Origin of the sequence: Peribacillus sp. FSL E2-0159 (assembly GCF_038643155.1) — a bacterium.
Taxonomy (GTDB): domain Bacteria; phylum Bacillota; class Bacilli; order Bacillales; family DSM-1321; genus Peribacillus; species Peribacillus simplex.
Map to the genome: position 1 here is coordinate 32,501 of NZ_CP152053.1, position 21,334 is coordinate 53,834.

Consider the following 21,334-nt stretch of genomic DNA (forward strand, 5'->3'; position numbering starts at 1 on the left):
CCTGTGAAGATGCAGGTTACCCGCGACAGGACGGAAAGACCCCGTGGAGCTTTACTGCAGCCTGATATTGAATTTTGGTACAGCTTGTACAGGATAGGTAGGAGCCTGAGAAGCCGGAGCGCTAGCTTCGGTGGAGGCGTTGGTGGGATACTACCCTGGCTGTATTGAAATTCTAACCCGCGCCCCTTATCGGGGTGGGAGACAGTGTCAGGTGGGCAGTTTGACTGGGGCGGTCGCCTCCTAAAGAGTAACGGAGGCGCCCAAAGGTTCCCTCAGAATGGTTGGAAATCATTCGTAGAGTGTAAAGGCACAAGGGAGCTTGACTGCGAGACCTACAAGTCGAGCAGGGACGAAAGTCGGGCTTAGTGATCCGGTGGTTCCGCATGGAAGGGCCATCGCTCAACGGATAAAAGCTACCCCGGGGATAACAGGCTTATCTCCCCCAAGAGTCCACATCGACGGGGAGGTTTGGCACCTCGATGTCGGCTCATCGCATCCTGGGGCTGTAGTCGGTCCCAAGGGTTGGGCTGTTCGCCCATTAAAGCGGTACGCGAGCTGGGTTCAGAACGTCGTGAGACAGTTCGGTCCCTATCCGTCGCGGGCGCAGGAAATTTGAGAGGAGCTGTCCTTAGTACGAGAGGACCGGGATGGACGCACCGCTGGTGTACCAGTTGTCTTGCCAAAGGCATAGCTGGGTAGCTACGTGCGGACGGGATAAGTGCTGAAAGCATCTAAGCATGAAGCCCCCCTCAAGATGAGATTTCCCATGGCGCAAGCTAGTAAGATCCCTGAAAGATGATCAGGTTGATAGGTCAGAGGTGGAAGCGTGGCGACATGTGGAGCTGACTGATACTAATAGATCGAGGACTTAACCAACGCTTTAAAAAAATGAAACACCTTCTTCTTATTATCTAGTTTTGAAGGAACAACGTTCCTGATATGTTTGGTGGCGATAGCGAAGAGGTCACACCCGTTCCCATTCCGAACACGGCAGTTAAGCTCTTCAGCGCCGATGGTAGTTGGGGGTTTCCCCCTGTGAGAGTAGGACGCCGCCAAGCCACTTAAAAGATCAGCCATCCGGTTGATCTTTTTTTGTTTAATGCAAAGAAAAATCATTGGATATAAAGGGATTATCAATTATGGAAACTTTTATAAAGACATACACGTATTGAATTTCTTCATCATACATTGTTAAAAGCATCCCGGTTCTCTTAAACTATTTAAATTAATGTATGCGAACAATGGTTTTTGGGGAGAATGCAGGTATGGAGGTGGAGATGTTGGGGACAACAACAACCAAAACAACGGCAGGGGAAACGTGCGCGGTTTGTGAACAAATAAAAGGAATGGGTATACATCTTTATACGACTTTTATTTGTGAGGAATGCGAAAGGGATATGATCAGGACGGATACGAACGATCCCAAATACCAATATTACTTAAAGCAATTAAGAAAAATCACTAATCCTGAAATATTTTCATGAAAAAATAGTTTGTAGAAAGTTAAAGAGTCAGAGAAAAAAGAAATGGTGTGTTTCTTTATTCTCTGATTCTTTTTTTGGTACTTTAGAAGAATGCTTGGCAGTATGCTTCATATTTCTGCATGTTCCCTCCAAACAGACTGTTCGGAGTTACATAATTGCCTTTCTGTCTACGCAATGGGATAAAATTGAACTTATTTGATAAAATGAAAAAATACTATGATATGAGGGAAGAGAAAAATGAATCAATCACAGACACCATTGTTCGATGCAATGAGTGCATTTCATAAAAAAAGCCCAATATCACTGCATGTCCCAGGACATAAAAATGGATGGGTGTTTAATAAAAAGGGCCAAGCCTTATACAACCCCCTGCTTGGTATTGATGCCACGGAGATAAGCGGTTTAGATGACCTCCATGCTCCAGAGGGGGCCATTTTAAAGTCCGAGCAGCTACTCGCTGATCTATATGGGGTAAAGCGGAGTTATTTTTTGGTTAATGGGTCAACCGTAGGCAACATTGCCATGATTCTTGCTACCTGCCGTGAAGGTGATAAGGTCCTTGTCCAAAGAAACTGCCATAAATCAATTTTACATGGATTGATGTTAGCGAATGTACAACCGATTTTTTTACAACCAGTTTATTATGAGAAATGGGGCATTGCTGGCGGTTTAGGAACAAAATTAATTGAGGAAGCCTTGAGTGTACATCCAGATGTAAAAGCCATCGTTGTTACCTATCCGAATTATTATGGTCTTGGTGAAGACTTGACGGAAATGGTAAAACTCGCACATCAAAAGGGGGTCCCGGTGCTGGTGGATGAAGCACATGGCGCTCATTTTCAGTTAGGAAGTCCGTTTCCTAAACCGGCAATTTTGGCAGGGGCAGATGTAGTTGTCCATTCAGCGCATAAAACACTGCCAGCCATGACGATGGGGTCATTTCTTCATGTGAATTCTTCCTTAGTTGATGTAGATCAAGTATCATTCTATTTACAAATGCTTCAGTCGAGCAGTCCATCTTACCCAATTATGGGATCGCTCGACTTGGCCAGAGCCTACTTGGCCGCTTTTACATCTGAAGACAAAAGATTCCTTATTGAGAAGATATCAGATTTCAGAGGGGAATTAGGTGCCCTGCAAACAGTAAGGGTGCTGGAGGCTCCACTAGGCAGCTCGGCAGACCCTTTGAAAGTAGTCATTCAATCAACAAATGGTTTAAGCGGGTTTGAGTTACAGCAGCTATGTGAAGCCGAAGGCATTTTTACGGAATTGGCTGATCCTGATAATTTATTAATGATTTTACCCTTATTAAAAATGGGTACCGAATTTCCTTTTCATGAAATCGTTCAAACTATAAAAAGTGCCACTGAAGACAGAACTGGAAACAAGGAAGAAGATCTTGGGGTCCTCTGGCCCGATGGAAGGTCAATGACAAGTCTTGAAATGCCATACTCCGACATGAAGCTTAGTAAATCAAAACCTGTCGTATTACGGAAGGCGGTGGGTGAGATATCTGCCGAGATGGTCATTCCTTATCCGCCTGGCATCCCTTTAATTATGTCCGGGGAAATGATTACTCCTGAGCATATATCAAATTTGAGGAGACTGCTAGAACTGGGATCAAGGTTTCATGGCGGTTCCGCCCTTTCAAACGGAGAATTGATTGTTTATGAAAGCGGGCAGACGGGATAAAATGATATACTACAAACAAAGAACCTTGGAGGTACATCGATGAAACGTGGTATTTTTATAACAATGGAAGGGCCTGAGGGTGCCGGGAAAACAACAATTACCCAAATGCTTGGCAAGGCTCTGCAACAAGAAGGCTATCAAGTCCTATTAACGCGTGAGCCAGGGGGAGTTCCCATTTCGGAGCAAATTAGGGAAGTGATCCTTAATAAAGATAATACAGCCATGGACTCGAGAACTGAGGCTTTGTTATACGCAGCAGCAAGGCGTCAGCATTTAGTGGAAGTGGTCATGCCTGAGTTGGAACGAGGGGGAATTGTCCTCTGTGACCGATTTATAGATAGCTCGTTAGCCTATCAGGGTCATGCAAGGGGTTTGGATATAGAAGAAGTTTACAATATCAATAAATTCGCAATTGGAGATATGATGCCAGATGCCACTATCTTTTTTGATATCGACCCAGAAGAAGGATTGAGACGTATCCAGTCTAATGGGGAACGGGAAGTGAACCGGCTGGATCTTGAGGCCCTCGACTTCCATAAAAAAGTTTGTGAGGGATATCAGTTCATTATAAATAGATGGAAAGACCGTTTCATTATCGTGGATGCAGGCCGGACAATAGATGAGGTCCTCGAGGAAACGAAAGCCAGCTTGTTGAATTTTTTAGCGAAAGCAGGAAACTAAATATATAGGTTTCCATATTATTCAACCAATACTATTCCAGGCAAGGACTAGTTGCTATAATGGAGTTAGTAAAAATTCAGAGTAACCGGAGGATGATGAGAATGAAAATGATCATTGCTGTCGTTCAAGACAAGGATAGTCATCGCCTGCTGAATGAATTAGTGGAAAATAATTTCGGAACGACCAAGCTAGCCAGCACTGGCGGGTTTTTAAAATCGGGTAATACGACTTTTATGATTGGTACAGAGGATGAGCGTGTTGATAAAGCCATCCAGATCATCAAACAGAATTGTCAGTCAAGATCCCAATTAGTATCACCGGTTTCACCGATGGGTGGGAATGCTGAGTCCTATGTACCTTACCCAGTGGAGATTCAAGTAGGCGGTGCGACCATTTTTGTTCTGCCGGTTGAAAACTTTTTACAATTTTAACGGTTAGTTTCAGGGAGGTCCATTATGAAAATCAACCATGATCTCCCTATTAAGCTAGATAAATCGCGTAAGGATGCCAAACAGTTTCAAACAGGAAATGGAAGGTTTCAACAAATGGTCCAGACACAGGATCAAAAGATGCAAGTCCAAACATTAAACCGTTTGATAAGCGATATTGAAGGGGCAGGTCAGCGTTTAGTAAGATCACGTACTTTTAGGGAATTGGCAAAATATAAAACATTGGTGAAACGGTTTGTTAAAGAAGCGGTTGAATATGGACTGGAACTGAAGCAATCCACGAGCTGGAACGAATATGGACAGAGCCGGCCGTTGAAAACCGTGGAAACGATAGATGCAAGATTAGTTGAGTTAAGCGAGGAAATTCTTAATAAAGAGAAAAGCTCGCTTGAAATATTGGAAATGATTGGCGAAATTAAAGGTCTTCTGATTAATTTATATACTTAAGTGAGTTGATGGTTTTGGATAAAACATGGCAGGACATGAGTCAAATTCAGCCGCAGGTAATGACGATGCTGCAAAATAGCATAACGAAGAACAGGGTGGCTCATGCGTATTTATTTGAAGGGGAAAAAGGAACAGGTAAGCAAGAGATAAGCAATGCCTTTGCCAAAAGCTTACTATGTGAAGCCCCGACAGCAGGTTATGAGCCATGCGAACTTTGTCGGAATTGCAAACGGATTTCAAGTGGGAATCATCCTGATGTCCATTTGATAGAAAGAGACGGTCTCTCAATAAAGAAAGAACAAATTAAGGGTCTTCAAGAAGAATTTTCGAAAAAAAGCGTAGAGGCAGATCGAAAGGTTTATATGATTGCCGATGCGGACAAAATGTCGGTGGGGGCAGCCAACAGTCTATTGAAATTTTTAGAAGAACCTTCGGCTGATACTGTAGCAATATTGATGACCGAACAGCTTCAGAGGATTCTACCGACTATATTATCAAGGTGCCAAGTGATTTCGTTCAAGCCATTATCTCCTGAGAATGTGAAACGGAAGCTGATAGAACAGGATGTAGAACCACAGCTCGCCTCGGTTATCGCACACATAACACAGAATGTGGAAGCTGGAATCGAGCTTAGTCATGATGAATGGTTTGTACAAGCTCAAAAAATAGTGGTAAAATTATATGAAGTGTTAAAACTTAATTCCTTGAAGGCATTGCTGTACCTTCAGACGGATTGGTTCACACACTTTAAAGAAAGAGAACAGGTTGACAGAGGTCTTGATTTGTTACTTCTTATATATAAGGATTTATTATACATTCAGTTGGATAAAAAGGACTTCGTTGTATTCCAAAATAAACTGAAGGAATTTGAAACTCACGCTCTTCATCTTTCCCCAAGACGCCTTGCTGAACATATGGGTTGCATTTTGGAAGCAAAAAGGAAGCTGATGTCCAACACGAATCCACAGCTGTTGATGGAACAGCTTGTGCTGAATTTGCAGGAGGGATCATGATTTGTATGATGTTGTAGGTGTCCGTTTTAAAAAGGCGGGCAAAATATACTACTTTGATCCGGGTGAATTCGCTATTCCTAAGGACGATTTTGTAATAGTGGAGACTGTCCGCGGTGTTGAATTCGGTAAAGTCGTTACAGCCCGTAAACAAGTAGATGAAAACGATGTTGTCCTGCCATTGAAAAAAGTACTTCGGGTCGCTGATGCAAAAGATAAGCTGATTGTAGACGAGAACAAGGCGGCTGCAGAAGAGGCTTACTCTATATGTTGTCAAAAGGTTGTGGAGCATAAGCTGGATATGAAGCTGGTTGATGTGTCATATACTTTCGACAGAAATAAAGTCGTGTTTTATTTTACAGCGGATGGTCGCGTGGATTTCCGTGATTTAGTCAAAGATTTAGCTGCCATATTCAGAACTCGCATAGAACTGCGCCAAATTGGGGTAAGGGATGAGGCAAAGATGCTTGGTGGCATCGGACCTTGTGGCAGAATGCTATGCTGCTCCACATTTCTTGGAGATTTTGAACCGGTTTCCATCAAAATGGCGAAGGATCAGAATTTATCATTAAACCCTACAAAAATCTCAGGTTTATGCGGTCGATTGATGTGCTGTCTGAAATATGAAAATGATGAGTATGAAAGTGCGAAGGAAATGCTTCCTGATTTAGGTGAAATGATTAATACGCCTGGTGGCAAAGGCAAAGTAGTTGGGCTTAATATTCTAGAACGCGTACTTCAGATTGAACTAATCGAGCAAGAAAGAGTATTAGAGTATACTCTAGATGAGATTCTGAAAGAGGGAGCCGTTTCTATTCAAGCCACAGATTATTAAGGTGGTGGGAGAGCGTGGATAAGAAAGATATTTTTGAGTCGGTGACCAATATGGAAACCCAGATAGGCCAATTATATAAGCAGCTTGGAGAATTGAAGCAGAACTTAGCTGAAATCCTTGAGGAAAATCAGTCGCTCAAGCTGGAGAACGAGCATTTGCGCCATCGGTTGGGCCTTGTCGAAGTCGAAACTGCGCCTGCTGCAGTAAAGGTCAAACAAAAAGTGAAAAATCGTACTGCAAGTGCGGACAAGGTTATGGATATCGGCGAAGGCTATGATAATTTAGCACGTATCTATCAAGAAGGCTTTCATATTTGCAATCTGCATTTTGGCAGTTTACGAAAAGAAGGGGATTGCCTGTTCTGTTTATCTTTTTTAAACAAGAAGTGATAATGGAATAATATAAAAGATGTTCCATCTCTTTTACGTGATAGATAGACCGTTTACAATATATAGTGATTCGGGGTCTGACGCATACTATGAGTCAGACCCCTTTTTGTACGATAGTAATGTCGAAGCATGGACCCTAAACATGCTTTTTCCATACATGATTAGGAGGGTAACAGCAATGGTAGAACTTAAAGGAGATGAGCGCCTGGATTATCTATTGGCTGAGAATTTAAGAATCATCCAGAGCCCATCGGTGTTCTCTTTTTCATTAGATGCCGTTTTATTATCAAGGTTCGTAAATGTACCGATCCAAAAAGGTAAAATCGTAGATCTTTGCTCAGGGAATGGGGTCATACCTTTGCTACTGAGTACAAGAACGAAAGGGACAATTACCGGTGTAGAGATTCAAGAACGGTTATATGACATGGCCCAGAGGAGCATGGACTATAATGGCGTATCCTCCCAGATCGAGATGATTCATGGGGATATAAAAGAAATTCCAAAACAGATAGGGTATAGCAAATATGATGTGGTTACTTGCAATCCACCCTATTTCCCGACGCCATCCATCGAGGAAATTAACAAAAATGAACATTTTGCAATTGCCCGACATGAAATAATGTGTAATCTTGAGGACGTCATGCGTGTTTCAAGTCAATTGCTGCGTCAAGGTGGGAAAGCGGCATTCGTACATAGACCGGGCCGTCTGATGGATATCCTGCGTTTCATGAGGATGTACAGAATTGAACCGAAGCGACTGCAATTTGTTTATCCAAAGAGTTCAAAAGAAGCGAATACGATTCTTATAGAAGGGATAAAGGACGGCAACCCTGATTTGAAGATTCTTCCTCCGCTTGTTGTGTATAATGATCAAAATGAGTACAATCCGGAAATCAGAAGGATTTTATATGGAGAGGAATAAGCATTATTTTTATGTTTTAAAATGCAGGGACGGCAGCTATTATGCGGGCTATACAAATAATTTGACTCGTAGGATTGATGCTCATAATCAAGGCAGGGGTGCAAAGTATACACGAGGCAGGACCCCGGTTGAACTGATTTATCATGAAATATTCGAAACACAGACATTGGCCATGCAGGCTGAATATAAATTCAAGCAATTAACAAGAAAACAAAAGCAAAAGTGGATGGCAAAGGAGGATACATGATATGTGGCAGCAAAAGAGTTTTGAAAAAGAAGGATTGGAGCCAGCTCTATATCTGGTTCCTACTCCGATAGGAAACCTTGAGGATATGAGTTTCCGGGCATTAAGAATCTTAAAGGAAGCGGATGTCATTGCTGCTGAGGATACGCGAAATACGAAGAAATTATGCAACTACTTTGAAATTTCGACACCTATCGTCAGTTACCATGAACATAATAAGGAATATAGCGGGAAGCAGATGCTTGAGAGGCTTCGATCTGGAGAGGTCATCGCATTGGTAAGTGATGCAGGCTTGCCGACGATATCCGATCCGGGATATGAACTGGTCAAAGATGCCATTGCCGAACAGTTTAAAGTCATCCCGTTGCCGGGGGCCAATGCTGCATTAACTGCATTGATCGCATCTGGACTGATTCCGCAGCCTTTTTACTTTTATGGCTTTCTACAACGGGGAGCAAAAGAAAAAAAGCGGGAGCTGGAAAAATTAAAAAAAATGGAATCGACTTGGATCGTTTATGAATCGCCACATCGATTGAAAGAAACATTGAAACATATGCATGAAATTTTAGGTGACCGTCGTATAGTATTATGCCGCGAATTAACCAAGAAATTTGAAGAATTCATTCGAGGGACTGTGAGTGAAGCATTGACGTGGGCGATGGAATCCGAAATTCGCGGTGAGTTCTGTTTAATAGTAGAAGGTGGGCAATGGTCGGAGGATGAACCTGAAGAAGCTTGGTGGATGTCTCTTGACCTCGTCGGTCATGTTAATCATTATATAGAAACCAAGCAGCTCACTTCAAAGGACGCAATCAAGCAGGTCGCAAAAGATCGCAATTTGCAAAAACGCGATGTATATCAAGCGTATCACATTGATATACAATAATAATAAGCAAAAAAAAAACTTCCGAAGAACGGAAGTTTTTTTATATCATTTATTTAGCAGCAGTGAAGTTTTGTTGAATTTCTTGAATAAGTAATTCTGCACCTTCACGACTAAGAATCAATTTACCATTAGCAAGTGTAAGGTTGTTATCGGAAACTTCACCTGTAACTTGGCAAGTCATGTTTGGTTTGTATTTTTTCAAGATGATGCGCTCATCATCAACATAGATTTCAAGAGCGTCTTTCTCAGCGATACCCAATGTACGACGAAGTTCGATTGGAATAACCACCCGGCCTAACTCATCAACTTTACGAACAATACCTGTAGATTTCATTTAAAAAATTCTCCTCTCAGTTACAATCTAGTACCCTATTTCTATTTTTTTCGCCAATATTCGACAAATTTTTTTATAAATTTATAATACCAGCCATTCCCAAATTCGTCAATGATTTATTTTCATTTTTTTGTAAGAAATAGCATGGCTCATTTCGTGTAACAAAAAGGCTTTTAAAGAAGAAAAATCGGTTATGTCTTTAAAAGTAAAGAAATAGCAGGCTACAAAGAACTACTCACTTCACCACATTTCGACAAAGTGTGCATATAAAAACATACTTCACTATTATATGATTAAATATAATTTAGTTTCAAAACAAAAGTTCTGAATTAAGGACAATTTTTCGAAAAAGTTTGTGAATATGTGAGTTATTGCACAAAAAAAGAAATTTAGGTATATTTTGTTGAGGTAAGAGGTAATGCTGTCATAAGGGAAGTTCACGTCCAGGACCCTTATTTTTAAAATGAGATTTACTTATAATTTTTTTATTCTATTAACATGATGATTAGATTAGTGATTATTGTCGCGCAGAATTGTATATAGCGTTAAAATAGAGATATTAGCTTAAATATATTCTTATGGCTTGGGCCAGTCCTATAGCCGGTTTTTCAAAAGATGAGGAGGGAACGAAGTGCAAGATAAATTAAAAACATTCTATATCACGACACCCATATATTATCCGAGTGGTAATTTACATATAGGGCACGCGTATACGACAGTGGCAGGGGATGCCATGGCTCGTTATAAAAGGATGCGTGGCTTCGATGTCATGTATTTAACAGGCACTGATGAACATGGTCAAAAAATCCAGCGTAAAGCAGCTGAGGAAGGAATCACCCCACAGCAATATGTAGATAATATCGTATCAGGGATTAAAGAGCTCTGGGAAAAGCTTGATATTTCATATGATGATTTCATCAGAACGACGGAAGATCGCCATAAAGAGGTTGTAGCCAAAATATTCAAAAGGCTATTGGACCAGGGTGATATATACTTGGACCAATATGAAGGGTTATATTGTACACCTTGCGAATCTTTCTTCACGGAACGTCAGGTTGAAGAAAGCAATGGAAACTGTCCTGATTGCGGCAGGCCTGTTGAAAAGGTGAAAGAGGAATCTTATTTCTTTAAGATGAGTAAATATGCAGATCGGTTACTGAAGTTTTATGAGGAAAACCCGGATTTCATTCAACCGGAATCCCGCAAAAACGAAATGATCAATAACTTCATCAAGCCTGGATTGGAAGATCTGGCCGTTTCACGTACTACTTTCGATTGGGGCATCAAGGTGCCAGGAGATCCAAAGCATGTTATCTATGTCTGGATAGATGCTTTGACCAATTATATAACGGCATTAGGGTATGGAACGGATAATGATTCTAAATACTTGAATTATTGGCCAGCCGATGTACATCTGGTCGGAAAGGAAATCGTTCGTTTCCATACAATCTATTGGCCGATCATGTTGATGGCTCTTGACGTGCCGCTTCCAAAGAAAGTCTTTGCCCACGGATGGCTTCTCATGAAAGATGGTAAAATGTCCAAATCAAAAGGGAATGTAGTGGATCCCGTTACATTGATTGATCGTTACGGTTTGGATTCTTTACGCTACTATTTATTGCGTGAAGTACCATTTGGTTCCGATGGAGTATTTACACCGGAAGGGTTTGTGGAACGGATCAATTTTGACCTGGCAAATGATTTAGGGAATTTATTAAATCGAACAGTTGCAATGGTCAATAAGTATTTTGATGGTGTGATTCCAAAATACGAAGGATCCAATGGCGAATTCGAAAAGGCTTTGCTTGAAATGAACCAAGATACGGTAGGCAAATATGAGGAAGCAATGGAAAACATGGAATTTTCAGTTGCACTAACATCCATTTGGCAACTCGTGAGCAGAACTAACAAATTCATTGATGAGACCCAGCCATGGACTCTTGCTAAAGATGAATCAAGGAAAAAAGACCTTGCCAGTGTCATGGTTCATTTGGCGGAATCATTACGCAGGACGGCAATCCTTTTGAAACCGTTCTTGACGCAAACACCGGAAAAAATCTTTGCTCAGCTTAACATCAAAGATGATGTGTTAAAATCCTGGGACAGTTTAGCGGAGTTTGGTCAAATTCCTGCTGAAACAAAAGTCTTGAAGGGAGACCCGATCTTCCCTCGTTTGGATATGGAAGAGGAAGTTTTATATATTAAAGAACAAATGCAGGGCGGTGCCCCTAAGGCCGAGGAAAAAGTGGAAGAGACGATTCCCGAGGTTGATGAAATCACTATTGACGACTTTACAAAAGTGGAACTTCGTGTTGCTCAGGTCATGCAAGTTGAGCCTGTAAAGAAGGCGGATAAGCTTCTTAAACTTCAGCTAGATTTGGGCTATGAGAAACGGCAGGTCGTATCAGGCATTGCACAGCACTATAAACCCGAAGATTTAGTAGGCAAAAAAGTGATATGCGTAACGAATTTGAAACCTGTTAAACTTCGTGGCGAGCTCTCTCAAGGAATGATTTTGGCTGGAAGCCAGGATGGTGTGCTCTCAGTCGCTACAATAGATTCATCGATTCCAAATGGTTCAAAGGTAAAATAAACCGATGAAAACATAAAGGTGTTTCATATGAAACATTTTTATGTTTTTTTCTTTATCCTTTTGGAAAAAGTAATTTCATACAGGTTCAGTTTTTGGTTCTATATTTATTTGTTGGGCATATAGGCTCCTTTGTAATCTGTTTGTTACCTAAATGTGAAACATAAAACTTTCATTTTTATATAAAATAGTGCTAGAAAGGAAGAAAAATAATGTTATTTGACACACACGTACATGTTAATGCGGAACAATTCAATGAGGATCTCGAAGACGTAATAGAAAGAGCCAAGGAAGCAGGAGTCAATAATATGGTGGTCGTTGGTTTTGACCGGCCTACTATTATAAGGGCAATGGAATTAATAGAAGCTTATGATTTCATGTATGCCGCAGTCGGATGGCATCCTGTGGATGCTATAGATATGACAGAAGAGGACTTACAATGGATCGAGGAATTATCAAATCATCCAAAGGTTGTGGCCATTGGCGAGATGGGCCTGGACTATCATTGGGATAAGTCACCGAAGGAAGTTCAAATGGAGGTGTTCAGGAAGCAAATCCGATTGGCAAAAAAGGTGGGGCTGCCCATTATCATCCATAATCGGGAAGCGACCGCGGATATCGTGCACATACTAAAGGAAGAAGAGGCATCAAGGGTTGGAGGCATCATGCATTGCTTTAGTGGAAGTGCAGAAACGGCATTGGAATGCATCAATATGAATTTTTATATTTCATTGGGTGGCCCTGTTACCTTCAAGAATGCAAAAAAACCAAAGGAAGTGGCAGCAGCCGTACCTTTAGACCGTTTACTGATAGAGACCGATTGTCCATACTTGGCTCCCCATCCTTATAGAGGGAAGCGTAATGAACCTTCGTATGTGAAGCTTGTTGCTGAACAAATTGCAGAAATCAAACAACTCACAATAGAGGAAGTTTCCCAGGCAACAACGGAAAATGCCAAGAAATTATTCGGCATTAACTGACATTTTTTTTTACAATATCTCCCGGGATTCGCTAGCTAAAATCGCATTTTTTAAGGTTTCTACAAATCTCACTCCAACTATAAGCTTATTATGTCGAGAAGTCGCCCTTTTCTTTTCAATATGAAATATGCATAATAGGTAGTAATTTCCTGAATGAGAAGTGAATGGGTTGACAGCTTGATAACTAAGTCTATATAATCACCGGGAGGAAGGAGGAGTTTTTCATTCTATTAAAAACTATGAAAAACCTTATTCCCAAACCTTTTGGGAAGAAGAGAATGGCAATGGCCATTTGCAGTGCTATTCTTGTTTCTACAGCATTGGGAATACTAATATATCAAGGAACAAAGGATACAGTAACAATCATGCTAGACGGAAAAAAAGAGGTAGTGCGTACACACGCGGCTACTGTAAATGATATGTTGGAAGATTTAGAGATTACCGTTCAAGCCGCAGACTATGTCCACCCATCAAGAGCCACAAAGGTTGATGATGATTTAGAGGTGGTTTGGAAGCCTGCACAAAAAATCGTCATGGTACAGGATGGTAAGAGGAAGGAAGTTTGGTCCACTGCCGATACGGTAGACGAACTTTTAAAAGACCAAGATCTTAGTTTGAAGGAACAGGATAAGATCACCCCTTCAAAAAGTACGAAGCTGAAAGCGAATATGGAAGTTGCCATAGACAAAGCCTTTTCACTGAAATTAGTGGTAGGTGGAGACGAAAAGCAGGTATGGTCAACTTCGACTACTGTCGCTGACTTTTTAAAGCAACAAGGAGTAAAACTCAATGATTTGGATCGAGTTGAGCCAGAATTAACCGAAAAAGTTGAAGCTGAGAATACGGTAAACGTAGTTCGAATTGAAAAAGTCACCGATGTAGTGGAAGAACCAGTTGACTTTGCTGTCATAACAAAAAAAGATGACTCTTTATCAAAAGGGAAAGAGAAAATTGTCAAAGAAGGAAAAGACGGTCTCGTTTCTAAGAAATATGAAGTTATTAAAGAAAATGGCAAAGAGGTCAAAAGAGAATTACTTTCAGAAAAAGTAGTTAATAAAAAGCAAGATAAAGTTGTAACGGTCGGAACTCGAACGACGGTTGCCCAGGCATCACGCGGAGTAACTAACGTTAGTTCTTCGAGTGGGAAAGAAATATACGTATCATCAACGGCTTATACTGCCAGTTGTAAGGGCTGCTCCGGTGTCACGTCCACAGGTGTAGATCTAAAGAGTAATCCGGGTGCGAAAATCATTGCTGTCGATCCAAATGTAATTCCTATGGGGTCGAAAGTATATGTAGAGGGCTATGGCTATGCAGTAGCTGCTGACAAAGGCGGAGCAATAAAGGGAAATAGGATTGACGTCTTCTTTTCCTCAAAAAATGATGCCTATCGCTGGGGTGTAAAGAGAGTAAAGATTCGTGTATTGGACTAATAAGGTTTCTCTCGCAGGAGATGAATTCGTCTCCTGTTTTTTGCGTTTTATTTTCCATTTGTTGAAAAACCCCATATAAAACTGTTTTAATAAGATAGACGTCTCACTATTCCATAAGATTTCAATATATGCGTGTGAACTTTCATAAATGATACTGACTGGATTCTCTATCCAGAAAATTTTACGGGGGACCGGTTACGTTTATCCAAGAGCTAATCAAAGCGCTTGCGCTTTTCTGTATGGAGGAAACCATGAAAAAGATTAAAGAAATTATTGTTGTAGAAGGAAAAGACGATACGGTAGCGATCAAAAGGGCTGTTAATGCTGATACAATAGAAACCAACGGTTCAGCAGTGAATGAGTCCTGTATTGAGCAGGTGAGGCTTGCACAAAAGACACGTGGAGCCATCATTTTCACAGACCCTGATTTTCCAGGTCAAAAAATCAGGAATATAATTTCAGAACAAGTAAAAGGCTGTAAACACGCCTTTTTAACGAAGAAGGAAGCCCTTCCTAAGTCAGGTAGAGGAATTGGTGTGGAACATGCTTCTCCTGAGGCAATTCGTAATGCTTTAAAGGATGCCCAATTAATGGATGAAGAGGCTTCAGAAGAGATTTCACAGCAGGATTTAATAGATGCAGGTTTAATCGGGGGATCCGGTGCCAAGGAACGAAGGGAAAAACTTGGATCTATTTTAAAAATCGGGTTTACCAATGGTAAACAGTTATATAAGAGACTAAAAATGTTCCAAATATCAACTGAGGCTTTTGAGAAAGCAATTGTACAGATAAATCAGGAGGAAAAAAATGAATAAGGATATTGCAACCCCTGTCAGAACGAAAGAAATATTAAAGAAATACGGATTCTCCTTTAAAAAGAGCTTAGGCCAAAATTTTTTAATCGATACGAATATCTTGAAACGTATTGTCGAACATGCCAATTTGACAGAGGAAAGCGGCGCCATCGAAATTGGGCCGGGAATCGGGGCATTGACGGAACAACTAGCGAAAAGCAGCAAAAAGGTTGCGGCTTTTGAGATTGATCAGCGCCTACTGCCAATCTTATCGGATACACTGTCTCCCTATAACAATGTAAACATCATTCACGGGGATGTTCTCAAGGCTGATGTCAAGAAGGTCATCGAGGAAGAATTTGCTGGCTTCTCGGACTTGATGGTTGTTGCAAATCTGCCATACTATGTCACGACGCCCATCATTTTAAAGCTATTGTCCGAGGATCTGCCCATTAGAGGCATCGTATGCATGCTGCAAAAGGAAGTGGCTGATCGAATTGCTGCAAAACCTGGGACTAAGGAATACGGTTCTTTATCCATTGCCATTCAATATTATACCGAAGCCGAAACGGTGATGATAGTACCCAAAACGGTATTCATGCCTCAGCCTAATGTTGATTCGGCTGTAATCCGCCTTACTAGGCGCGTGAAGCCAATCGTCGAGGTCCTGGATGAGGATTTCCTCTTCATTGTGACCCGGGCGAGCTTTGCACAGCGTCGGAAAACGATTTTAAATAACTTAACCAGTCAGCTGCCAGATGGTAAATCGAAAAAAAAACTCATACTTGCCGCTCTCGAATCCGCAGAAGTGGATCCTTCCAGACGAGGAGAAACACTGAGCATCAAAGAATTTGGCCGCCTAAGTGATGCGTTATTGCCGGATTTCAAATAAAGAAGACTCAAGTCGGAATGGGGTAACTCCCAGCATCCGGCTTTTTTTATTTTGAAATTGGCGCATCATGATGGAACGTACCCGGAAATGTAATCAATTCCCACCTTTCACCATTCGAGAATGGTTCGCATAACTTAAGAATGAAAATAAACTAGGGCGGGCTGAAAATAAGTCTTCTCATGGGGTGGGGCCATGAATATTCAAATAAACGATATTGTTGGTCGGGTTTCTTATAAATGCGACGTGTTGTTCCGGGTAATCGATATCCGTGATATTGACGGAAGACGTGAAGCTATACTTTATGGAGAGGATATCCGACTGATTGCAGATGCACCTTTTCAAGATTTAATGATCATTAATGATAATGAAAGAAATGATCGACAAAGGTCGAATGAGGTACTTCAAGAACAATCCTACCGTTTATTAACACAAGATCTAGAGCTGCAACAACAAAAAAATGGCTATCAATCCAGTAATGGCTATCGTTATAGCGGTGAATATTTTCAGATACCAGGGAGGGTCCTCCATGTTGATGGGGATGCATCTTACTTAAGGAAATGCATGGAGCTATATCAGAAATTCAGCATTCCGGTCAATGGCATCTATTGCAATGAAAAGGAAATGCCCCAAAGAATCGGGGGGTTGTTGGAACATTATCGGCCGGACATCCTTGTTGTCACCGGTCATGATGCCTATTCAAAATCAAAAGGACCGATGTCTGATATAAATGCCTACCGTCACTCAAAGGATTTTGTACAGACAGTTAGAGAAGCGCGAAGGAGGGTTTCTCATTTAGACCAACTGATTATATTTGCCGGGGCTTGTCAATCGCATTTCGAATCGCTGATCCAAGCGGGGGCAAATTTTGCAAGTTCTCCTTCCCGTGTTAATATACATGCTCTTGATCCGGTATATATCGTCGGAAAGATAAGCTTTACGTCTTTTTCCGATCATATTCATGTTTGGGATGTCCTTCGGAATACATTAACGGGAGAAAAGGGGTTGGGAGGAATTGAGACAAAAGGGGTGTTACGGACCGGGCTGCCTTTCAAGCCATTTCAGGAAGAATGAACGAGCTGCATTTTGAAAGAATGCAGCTTGCTTTTGGTGGGGTTAGAATTCGGATATCCTCACAAAAAAACTGGTTTTTTGTTGAGTAATGTCACTAGGTAATGATTTAATTACGAAAATTCGGCTTAATAAATAATGAAATAGTTCGTTTACATAATTTTTCATTTCCCAGGATATAATAAAATTGTTCGCGATTTTGCCGAATTTCAGATAAAAATATATTGACTACATTTTTAAGTGCTGATATAATTTATTATTTTGTTTGCGTATATTTGTAAATTGTGATATACTTAACTTAGTGAGGTGGACCGAAAATGCCAAAAACTCTAGCTGATATTAAAACTGCACTTGATTCAAACCTAGGTAAAAGATTGCTCTTAAAAGCAAACGGTGGAAGAAGAAAGACTGTAGAACGATTTGGAACTTTGGCGGAAACTTATCCGGCTGTTTTTGTAATTGAGCTCGACCAAGATGAAAATGCGTTTGAAAGAGTATCTTACAGCTATGCGGATGTTTTAACGGAAACCGTAGAACTAACATTTTTAAACAAACAACAAGAGATTTAACTTAGACGAGGCAGCGAACAACTTTGTTTGCTGCTTTTTGTTTTGTATAGAATATCCTGTGAGCTCCAATTAAGGCTTAAAAAGGATGTAATGAAATAGCGTATGATGCAAACACTAGGCATGTGACGGCATGTGAAAGGGGTTGCTTCGCTTGAGCAGGAACAAAGGGATTATGTCAAATGATCTTAAAGAGGAATTGGCTAAAGAACTTGGATTTTACGATGTTGTCCAGAAAGAAGGCTGGGGAGGAATCCGGGCCAGGGACGCAGGGAACATGGTAAAACTTGCTATCGAAAAAGCACAACGTCAATTGGTGAACAAAGAGTAAGATAAAACACTTAATTGTATCATGCCGTTATGTCGAAAGATGCCGGACTCTTTATACAATGTATAGCTCTATTCATTTTTGCTTACATTGTAGTTAAGGAGTCTGGTTTTTTTATGTATCGGTGAATGCTATATGGATATGTAGCAAGTCTTTTGGGGTGCAGGAAGTGGCTGCTCTCCCAAGTACCTACATGTGTCTATTCTCCTCTAAGGGCCAATGTTAGCTTCATTACATTGAAATTACGATGAAAAAACCTTTAGAATATAAACAAATATGATAGAATAGGACAAGAACTTTTAAGAACGTTAAAGTAGGTGGACATATTGAAGCTTATGGAAAAAGCCCCGGCTAAAATTAATTTGGCTTTGGATGTGCTTTTCAAACGGCCTGATGGGTATCATGAGGTGGAAATGATCATGACGACAGTCGACCTTGCTGATAGAATTGAACTAAAGGAAATAACGGGAAATCATATTCAAATTCTATCCCATAATCGATTTGTTCCGGATGATCATCGGAATTTAGCTTATCAAGCCGCATTTATTCTAAAGGAACGTTTTGGGATCAATAAAGGTGTTTCTATAACTATAGAGAAAAATATACCCGTAGCCGCAGGTCTTGCTGGCGGAAGCAGTGATGCCGCAGCTACCCTGAGAGGCTTAAATAGACTGTGGAAGCTTGGTCTTTCCATGGATGAACTTGCGGAAATAGGAGCTGAAATTGGCTCTGATGTTTCGTTTTGTGTATATGGAGGTACGGCATTGGCCAGAGGGCGCGGGGAAAAAATCACGCATCTTCCTGCACCGCCAAAATGCTGGGTAATCTTGGCCAAACCGACGATCGGCGTTTCGACAGCAGATATATACAAAAGGCTCCAAACTTCAAAAATGGAACATCCGGATGTACCTGGAATGATTTCGGCTATTATGGAAAACAATTATCACGATGTATGTGAGGGGTTAGGCAATGTTCTGGAACAAGTGACATTGCAGTTATACCCAGAGGTTGCGAACATTAAAGATCAAATGAAGACATTTGGTGCAGATTCGGTCTTGATGAGCGGAAGTGGTCCTACCGTTTTTGGATTGGTGGAACATGATTCGCGCATGCAAAGAATTTATAATGGACTTCGCGGATTTTGTGATCAAGTTTATGCGGTCCGTTTACTGGGTGATCGAAACAATCTTGAATAGAAACGTACATTAGTGGTATAGTTGCTATATAATATTCGGAATTCACAAAGGGGGTGTCTCAATGAAATTTCGTCGCAGCGAGAGGCTAGTCGATATGACCAATTATTTATTAGAACATCCAGGGGAGCTTGTTTCGCTGACTTATTTTGCTGAAAGATATAGTTCGGCAAAGTCCTCGATCAGTGAAGATTTGACAATCATCAAGGATACCTTTGAACAACGCGGGATAGGATCTTTAACAACCGTTCCAGGTGCGGCTGGTGGAGTGAAATATATTGTGTCCATCAAGGAAGAAGAAACCAATGCTTTCATTGACGGATTATGCGATACGATTGCTAGTCCCGAAAGGCTACTTCCTGGCGGTTATCTATATATGACAGACATATTAGGACATCCGCAAACCGTGAATAAGGTTGGAAGGATAATCGCTTCAATGTATGCCAAGAAAAATGTCTCAGTCATCATGACAATGGCAACCAAAGGGATATCATTAGCATACGCCGTGGCAAATTATTTGAATGTTCCAGTTGTCATTGTAAGTAGGAATAATAAAGTAACGGAAGGTTCTACAGTGAGCATCAATTATGTTTCAGGCTCTTCAAAGAGGATTCAGACTATGGTACTCTCTAAGAGAAGCTTGGTTGAGGGTTCGAATGTATTGATTGTAGACGATTTCATGAAGGCTGGGGGTACCATTAACGGTATGGTCAGTCTATTGGATGAATTTAAGGCAACAGTTGCCGGAATTGCGGTGCTGGTCGAATCCGAACATACGGAGGAGTGCCTTGTCGAGGACTATGTTTCTTTAATCAAGTTGACACAGGTGGTCGAAAGAGACAAAAAAATCAAGGTCAGCCGTGGAAATTATTTTACGAAAAAGGAATAGGGGGAATCATTTCATGAAAACGATACATACGGATGAAGCACCGGCAGCGATCGGACCATATTCACAAGGCGTGATCGTGGATAAGTTATTTTTCAGTTCAGGACAGATCCCACTTACTGCTTCTGGTGAGATGGTAACAGGGAATGTCAAGGAACAAACACACCAGGTCTTTAAGAATCTCCAAGCTGTATTGAAAGAAGCTGGGGCTTCATTGGAAACTGTCATTAAGGCTACAGTATTCATTAAAAGTATGGACGATTTCGGTTCGATTAATGAAATATACGGAGAATATTTTTCTGGTCACAAACCTGCTCGCTCTTGTGTAGAGGTTGCTCGGCTTCCTAAAGATGCACTAGTGGAAATAGAAGTGGTAGCGCTCGTTAAATAAACGGGCGTTTTTTTATTTTTTTAAAGGGAATTCGTAATGGGTAATTTTCCTGTAATATAAGGGTGATTTTTAGTATTTTTGAAAACTAGGCTGAATTTTCTAAAAAAATTACAGATAATAGAAGGAGTTCACGTTTTTTTGTTGAATATGTACTTTAAGTTTTAACAACAACAAAAAGGGATGGTGAGCTTAAATGGAAGTAACTGACGTAAGATTACGCCGTGTGAATACGGATGGTCGTATGAGAGCTATCGCATCAATTACACTGGATAATGAATTTGTGGTTCATGATATTCGTGTGATCGACGGAAACAATGGTTTATTTGTAGCAATGCCAAGTAAACGAACTCCAGATGGAGAATTCCGGGATATCGCTCATCCAATCAATTCCTCGACACGCGGGAAAATTCAAGAAGCTGTCTTGACAGAATATCATCGATTGGGAGAACTTGAAACTGAATTAGAGGAAGCTGGAGCAGGTGCTTCTTAAAATAACCTTACTTTTAAACTTTAAATTTATAATTAGTGCATCTAGAGCCTACTTCATAAGTAGTGCTCTTTTTTATTTATTCAAAAACAGATCAGTTTAGAACTTATCCGCTTATCCTACCGACATTTGCTTAATAAATTGGTAAACATAAGTTGTTATCTTCAAAAGTTTAAGTACCCGTCCTTTTTATTTTTTAAACCTTTTTGTTCATCCTGATATTGAAATTCCCATGGGATTTAGGGGGAACCACTTACTCCATTTCATCTAATGTGCTGAAGATGAAATGAAACGGTAACCTGATTTCGGAATGGGATTTAACAAAGGGTGAAGTGCTCCTAAATGGCTTGTAC

At 40.8% G+C, this 21,334-nt stretch carries 24 protein-coding genes and 2 rRNA genes (1 of these 26 only partly in view); 25 read left to right on the forward strand and 1 reads right to left on the reverse strand.

Annotated features, from left to right (window positions below):
• From NYE63_RS00160 to rsmI, 13 genes are all read left to right on the forward strand, one after another.
• A 23S ribosomal RNA gene (locus tag NYE63_RS00160) occupies positions 1–876 on the forward strand; it begins 2,057 nt to the left of the window's first position.
• Between the two features lie 66 nt (positions 877–942).
• Positions 943–1,058 (forward strand): 5S ribosomal RNA (rrf, locus tag NYE63_RS00165).
• A 207-nt stretch (positions 1,059–1,265) separates the two neighbouring features.
• Positions 1,266–1,484 carry a sigma factor G inhibitor Gin gene (locus tag NYE63_RS00170; protein ID WP_081113081.1) on the forward strand — a complete coding sequence of 73 codons (219 nt, stop codon included), beginning with the start codon at positions 1,266–1,268 and terminating at the stop codon, positions 1,482–1,484.
• Between the two features lie 237 nt (positions 1,485–1,721).
• A complete protein-coding gene (locus NYE63_RS00175) occupies positions 1,722–3,176 on the forward strand; it encodes an aminotransferase class I/II-fold pyridoxal phosphate-dependent enzyme (RefSeq protein WP_342603692.1) in 1,455 nt (484 codons plus the stop codon).
• A 39-nt stretch (positions 3,177–3,215) separates the two neighbouring features.
• On the forward strand, positions 3,216–3,857 hold the full coding sequence (gene tmk, locus NYE63_RS00180; protein ID WP_342603693.1) for a dTMP kinase: 642 nt from the start codon (positions 3,216–3,218) through the stop codon (positions 3,855–3,857).
• Between the two features lie 101 nt (positions 3,858–3,958).
• A complete protein-coding gene (locus NYE63_RS00185) occupies positions 3,959–4,288 on the forward strand; it encodes a cyclic-di-AMP receptor (RefSeq protein ID WP_063235895.1) in 330 nt (109 codons plus the stop codon).
• A 24-nt stretch (positions 4,289–4,312) separates the two neighbouring features.
• Positions 4,313–4,753: a YaaR family protein gene (locus NYE63_RS00190; protein WP_342603694.1), complete on the forward strand. Its 441-nt coding sequence runs from the start codon at positions 4,313–4,315 to the stop codon at positions 4,751–4,753.
• Between the two features lie 14 nt (positions 4,754–4,767).
• The gene (gene holB, locus NYE63_RS00195) at positions 4,768–5,766 is read left to right on the forward strand and encodes a DNA polymerase III subunit delta' (RefSeq protein WP_063235939.1); all 999 of its coding nucleotides are present in this window, start codon (positions 4,768–4,770) and stop codon (positions 5,764–5,766) included.
• A 1-nt stretch (position 5,767) separates the two neighbouring features.
• Entirely contained in the window at positions 5,768–6,598 is an 831-nt protein-coding gene (locus NYE63_RS00200; protein WP_061440314.1) for a stage 0 sporulation family protein, read from the forward strand.
• 14 nt (positions 6,599–6,612) lie between these two features.
• Positions 6,613–6,987, forward strand: coding sequence for a DNA replication initiation control protein YabA (gene yabA / locus NYE63_RS00205; RefSeq protein ID WP_063235896.1), 375 nt, complete (start codon positions 6,613–6,615; stop codon positions 6,985–6,987).
• A gap of 178 nt (positions 6,988–7,165) precedes the next feature.
• Positions 7,166–7,909: a tRNA1(Val) (adenine(37)-N6)-methyltransferase gene (locus NYE63_RS00210; protein ID WP_063235897.1), complete on the forward strand. Its 744-nt coding sequence runs from the start codon at positions 7,166–7,168 to the stop codon at positions 7,907–7,909.
• Positions 7,896–8,156: a GIY-YIG nuclease family protein gene (locus NYE63_RS00215; protein WP_342603695.1), complete on the forward strand. Its 261-nt coding sequence runs from the start codon at positions 7,896–7,898 to the stop codon at positions 8,154–8,156. Before NYE63_RS00210 ends, NYE63_RS00215 begins: the two co-directional genes overlap by 14 nt.
• 1 nt (position 8,157) lies before the next feature.
• Positions 8,158–9,039 carry a 16S rRNA (cytidine(1402)-2'-O)-methyltransferase gene (gene rsmI, locus NYE63_RS00220; protein ID WP_342603696.1) on the forward strand — a complete coding sequence of 294 codons (882 nt, stop codon included), beginning with the start codon at positions 8,158–8,160 and terminating at the stop codon, positions 9,037–9,039.
• Between the two features lie 49 nt (positions 9,040–9,088).
• Here the strand turns inward: rsmI and NYE63_RS00225 are convergent, their stop codons facing one another.
• Positions 9,089–9,373, reverse strand: a complete 285-nt coding sequence (locus tag NYE63_RS00225) for an AbrB/MazE/SpoVT family DNA-binding domain-containing protein (protein ID WP_063235900.1) — start codon at positions 9,371–9,373, stop codon at positions 9,089–9,091.
• Positions 9,374–10,004: 631 nt separating this feature from the next.
• Here NYE63_RS00225 and metG point away from each other — a divergent pair.
• The 12 genes from metG (at position 10,005) to spoVG (ending at position 20,984) form a co-directional block, all read left to right on the forward strand.
• On the forward strand, positions 10,005–11,966 hold the full coding sequence (gene metG / locus NYE63_RS00230) for a methionine--tRNA ligase (RefSeq protein ID WP_342603697.1): 1,962 nt from the start codon (positions 10,005–10,007) through the stop codon (positions 11,964–11,966).
• Positions 11,967–12,175: 209 nt separating this feature from the next.
• Positions 12,176–12,943 (forward strand): TatD family hydrolase, encoded by a 768-nt coding sequence (locus tag NYE63_RS00235; RefSeq protein ID WP_063235902.1) that lies wholly within the window; start codon positions 12,176–12,178, stop codon positions 12,941–12,943.
• A 278-nt stretch (positions 12,944–13,221) separates the two neighbouring features.
• On the forward strand, positions 13,222–14,376 hold the full coding sequence (locus NYE63_RS00240) for a ubiquitin-like domain-containing protein (RefSeq protein WP_342603698.1): 1,155 nt from the start codon (positions 13,222–13,224) through the stop codon (positions 14,374–14,376).
• A 251-nt stretch (positions 14,377–14,627) separates the two neighbouring features.
• Positions 14,628–15,191: a ribonuclease M5 gene (rnmV, locus tag NYE63_RS00245; protein WP_342603699.1), complete on the forward strand. Its 564-nt coding sequence runs from the start codon at positions 14,628–14,630 to the stop codon at positions 15,189–15,191.
• Positions 15,184–16,062, forward strand: a complete 879-nt coding sequence (rsmA, locus tag NYE63_RS00250) for a 16S rRNA (adenine(1518)-N(6)/adenine(1519)-N(6))-dimethyltransferase RsmA (RefSeq protein ID WP_342603700.1) — start codon at positions 15,184–15,186, stop codon at positions 16,060–16,062. The genes rnmV and rsmA overlap by 8 nt, the downstream gene beginning before the upstream one ends.
• A gap of 192 nt (positions 16,063–16,254) precedes the next feature.
• Positions 16,255–17,133, forward strand: a complete 879-nt coding sequence (gene yabG / locus NYE63_RS00255; protein WP_342603701.1) for a sporulation peptidase YabG — start codon at positions 16,255–16,257, stop codon at positions 17,131–17,133.
• 314 nt (positions 17,134–17,447) lie between these two features.
• Complete coding sequence (locus NYE63_RS00260) at positions 17,448–17,699, forward strand: Veg family protein (protein ID WP_061440325.1); 252 nt, start codon at positions 17,448–17,450, stop codon at positions 17,697–17,699.
• A gap of 151 nt (positions 17,700–17,850) precedes the next feature.
• The gene (locus NYE63_RS00265) at positions 17,851–18,027 is read left to right on the forward strand and encodes a small, acid-soluble spore protein, alpha/beta type (RefSeq protein WP_342603702.1); all 177 of its coding nucleotides are present in this window, start codon (positions 17,851–17,853) and stop codon (positions 18,025–18,027) included.
• 323 nt (positions 18,028–18,350) lie between these two features.
• Positions 18,351–19,220 (forward strand): 4-(cytidine 5'-diphospho)-2-C-methyl-D-erythritol kinase, encoded by an 870-nt coding sequence (gene ispE / locus NYE63_RS00270; RefSeq protein ID WP_034316338.1) that lies wholly within the window; start codon positions 18,351–18,353, stop codon positions 19,218–19,220.
• Positions 19,221–19,281: 61 nt separating this feature from the next.
• Positions 19,282–20,106 carry a pur operon repressor gene (purR, locus tag NYE63_RS00275; RefSeq protein WP_289314096.1) on the forward strand — a complete coding sequence of 275 codons (825 nt, stop codon included), beginning with the start codon at positions 19,282–19,284 and terminating at the stop codon, positions 20,104–20,106.
• Between the two features lie 13 nt (positions 20,107–20,119).
• Positions 20,120–20,494: a RidA family protein gene (locus tag NYE63_RS00280; protein ID WP_063235909.1), complete on the forward strand. Its 375-nt coding sequence runs from the start codon at positions 20,120–20,122 to the stop codon at positions 20,492–20,494.
• Between the two features lie 193 nt (positions 20,495–20,687).
• Entirely contained in the window at positions 20,688–20,984 is a 297-nt protein-coding gene (spoVG, locus tag NYE63_RS00285; protein WP_034316332.1) for a septation regulator SpoVG, read from the forward strand.
• Positions 20,985–21,334 lie beyond the last annotated feature (350 nt).

Coding starts and splice junctions, on each gene's coding strand:
- NYE63_RS00260 (WP_061440325.1), top strand. CDS start 17,448: ATGCCAAAAACTCTAGCTGATATTAAAACTGCACTTGATTCAAACCTA.
- NYE63_RS00170 (WP_081113081.1), top strand. CDS start 1,266: ATGGAGGTGGAGATGTTGGGGACAACAACAACCAAAACAACGGCAGGG.
- tmk (WP_342603693.1), top strand. CDS start 3,216: ATGAAACGTGGTATTTTTATAACAATGGAAGGGCCTGAGGGTGCCGGG.
- NYE63_RS00175 (WP_342603692.1), top strand. CDS start 1,722: ATGAATCAATCACAGACACCATTGTTCGATGCAATGAGTGCATTTCAT.
- NYE63_RS00225 (WP_063235900.1), bottom strand. CDS start 9,373: ATGAAATCTACAGGTATTGTTCGTAAAGTTGATGAGTTAGGCCGGGTG.
- NYE63_RS00240 (WP_342603698.1), top strand. CDS start 13,222: ATGGCAATGGCCATTTGCAGTGCTATTCTTGTTTCTACAGCATTGGGA.
- NYE63_RS00210 (WP_063235897.1), top strand. CDS start 7,166: ATGGTAGAACTTAAAGGAGATGAGCGCCTGGATTATCTATTGGCTGAG.
- NYE63_RS00185 (WP_063235895.1), top strand. CDS start 3,959: ATGAAAATGATCATTGCTGTCGTTCAAGACAAGGATAGTCATCGCCTG.
- yabG (WP_342603701.1), top strand. CDS start 16,255: ATGAATATTCAAATAAACGATATTGTTGGTCGGGTTTCTTATAAATGC.
- rsmI (WP_342603696.1), top strand. CDS start 8,158: ATGTGGCAGCAAAAGAGTTTTGAAAAAGAAGGATTGGAGCCAGCTCTA.
- NYE63_RS00190 (WP_342603694.1), top strand. CDS start 4,313: ATGAAAATCAACCATGATCTCCCTATTAAGCTAGATAAATCGCGTAAG.
- spoVG (WP_034316332.1), top strand. CDS start 20,688: ATGGAAGTAACTGACGTAAGATTACGCCGTGTGAATACGGATGGTCGT.
- purR (WP_289314096.1), top strand. CDS start 19,282: ATGAAATTTCGTCGCAGCGAGAGGCTAGTCGATATGACCAATTATTTA.
- rnmV (WP_342603699.1), top strand. CDS start 14,628: ATGAAAAAGATTAAAGAAATTATTGTTGTAGAAGGAAAAGACGATACG.
- NYE63_RS00235 (WP_063235902.1), top strand. CDS start 12,176: ATGTTATTTGACACACACGTACATGTTAATGCGGAACAATTCAATGAG.
- rsmA (WP_342603700.1), top strand. CDS start 15,184: ATGAATAAGGATATTGCAACCCCTGTCAGAACGAAAGAAATATTAAAG.
- NYE63_RS00215 (WP_342603695.1), top strand. CDS start 7,896: ATGGAGAGGAATAAGCATTATTTTTATGTTTTAAAATGCAGGGACGGC.
- NYE63_RS00280 (WP_063235909.1), top strand. CDS start 20,120: ATGAAAACGATACATACGGATGAAGCACCGGCAGCGATCGGACCATAT.